The sequence below is a fragment of the Rhodoplanes roseus genome (assembly GCF_003258865.1).
Classification (GTDB): Bacteria; Pseudomonadota; Alphaproteobacteria; order Rhizobiales; family Xanthobacteraceae; genus Rhodoplanes; species Rhodoplanes roseus.
This window is the reverse complement of record NZ_NPEX01000514.1, coordinates 1-2,147: the sequence shown is the minus strand read 5'-3', so window position 1 is coordinate 2,147 and position 2,147 is coordinate 1. Positions and strand designations below refer to the sequence as shown.

The following is a 2,147-nucleotide window of genomic DNA, read 5'->3' as shown; positions in this document are numbered from 1 at the left end:
GGCACCACGGCGGCGCGACCGAGCTCGCCGAGCGGCACGCGCCAGCCGTCCGGGCCGGACGGCATTCCGACGCTCAGCCGGCTGCCGGGCACGAGGCCGGAGACGGCGAGCGTCCCCTCCCCCAGGCCGCGCGTGAGCGTGACGCCCAGCGCCACCTCCTCGCCGCGGGTGGCGCGACGCAGCTCGACCAGCACCAGCCGCACCGGGGCGGCACGCTCCAGCCCGGCCATCAGGGCGCGATCCGACTTTGCGCTGGCCAGCACGGGGCCGGACCCGGCCTCGCCGCGCGGGATGGACCCGGCATTCGGGAACAGCACCAGCACCAGGGCGAGCGCCACGGCTGCGGCCGCCCCGCTCAGGGCCGCCAGGAAGGCGGCGCCGCGCCACGGCACGCGCAGCCGCTCGGGCCGCGGCGGCTCCGGCACGCCGTGCGGATCGAGTGCCAGCCGCCGGGTGAGCTCCTGCATCGCCACGTCGCCCTCGAACGGCCGCGGGCGCAGCCAGCCGAACCCGCCGGGATCGCCCGGCGACGGCACCATGGCGGGCGAATCGTCGATCCGGGGCGGCTCGCCGCGAGGCGCCCGGAGCAGCGTCGCGGGAAGCCGCGCCGCCGAGCGCACCGCCGGCGTCCCGGCAGCCGGCTCGGCTCCAGGGTCGGATCCAGGGTCGGATCGAGGATCGGGTCCAAGATCGGTGGGCGGCTCGGCCGCGGGTTCGGAGACGGCCTGCGGCGGCTCTGCGGTGTGCGGAACCGCCCGGGGCGCGGCGAGCTCGTCGTCGCGAGGCTCCGGCCGCACCGGATCGCCGAACACCACGCTGCCGATCAGACGCTCCTCGGCGGTCGCCTCGGGCGACCCGGGCGCCGGCTCGTCGGCGGCCGGCGACAACGCCGGGGCCCGCTCTGGATCACCAGCAGTGTCCGGCGCGGCCCGGCGTGCCCAGGGCGGCGCATAGCGGAGCGGTGAGCCGAAACCGTCGTCCTCGATCGGAGCACTCATCACGGGCCTCCACTCACGGCGCGGATCCGGGACGACGGGCGCTCAGCGGCGCTCGCGCGTCTCGTTCCAGCGCAGGAACTCCTGGAACAGCCTCTCGCGATCGGCCGGCGTCGCGGCCTCGTCCGAGGCGACGCGGCGGCTGGCGAGAAACCGTTCGAACTGCTCGCGCGAGATCTGCGGCGGCGGCGCATTCTTGCGCAGCCACTCCTCGGCGGCCGGAAACCGGGTCCAGCCCGGCACGGTCGCGCTGAGACTGGTCTCGAGCCATTTCGGGTGCCGCGGCGGCTTCTGCAGCTCCGCCAGCCGCGGGAAGAAGCGCTCGACGAAGCGCTCGATCCGCCGATAGCGTCCCGACCCTTTCGGCCAGACATGGGCGAACAGCACGGTGCCGACCGCGACCGTCTCGACCGCGCTGCCCGTTCCGACCAGTCCCGGATAATCGGTCGCCGTGAGCGTCGCCGGCAGATAGTCGGCGTGCAGCGGCTTGGCGTAGGGGAGCGGCAGCAGCCGGAACGCCCCGCCGGCGAGGTGCGAGACCGCCGGCGCCGGCTTTCCGGAGACCAGCACGGTCGCGGCGATCTCGCCGCTGCGCAGCTTCTCCAGCGCATCGGCCGGGCCGAGATTGACCTCGGTGACGGCGATGCCGAGCTTGTCGAGCACGTCGCGGGCCGTGAGCTGGGTGGCTGAGCCGGCGGCGCCGACATTCACGGTCTTGCCGGCCAGATCGGCGACGCCGCCGAAGGCCGCGTCGGCGCGCACCAGGACGTGCATCTCCTCGTTGAACAGCTTCGCCAGGTAGCTGATCTTGTCGTCGAGCCGGCCGATCTCGGTGGAGCGCTGCACCTGCCCGAGCAGATTGGCCGGGACGATGCCGAGATCGACGCCTTTCAGGAAGCGCACGTCGCGAATGTTCTGTCCGCCGCCCTTGCCGGCGATCGGCAAGATACGGAACGCGTCGCCGTCGTCGAGGGCGGCGGACAGATCCGAGGCGATCGTGAGCGCCGTGCTGTCGACGCCGCCGGCCACGATCGAGATGGTGTTGGCATTGGCGCGCTCGACCATGGCGCCGAGCGCCGGCTCGGGCGTGGCGGCGGCGGGCCGGCGCAGCGGCACGCGGGCGCGCGGCGCGGCCGTATCCGAAGGGGCCTC

At 74.7% G+C, this 2,147-nt stretch carries 1 protein-coding gene and 1 pseudogene; both read right to left on the bottom strand.

The window, feature by feature from the left end; genetic code table 11:
• A pseudogene (locus tag CH341_RS30835) lies at nucleotides 1–998 on the bottom strand (hypothetical protein); the annotation flags it as partial.
• A 42-nt stretch (nucleotides 999–1,040) separates the two neighbouring features.
• A partial coding sequence (locus CH341_RS30830) for a TAXI family TRAP transporter solute-binding subunit (RefSeq protein ID WP_111423435.1) occupies nucleotides 1,041–2,147 on the bottom strand: 1,107 nt, incomplete at its 5' end.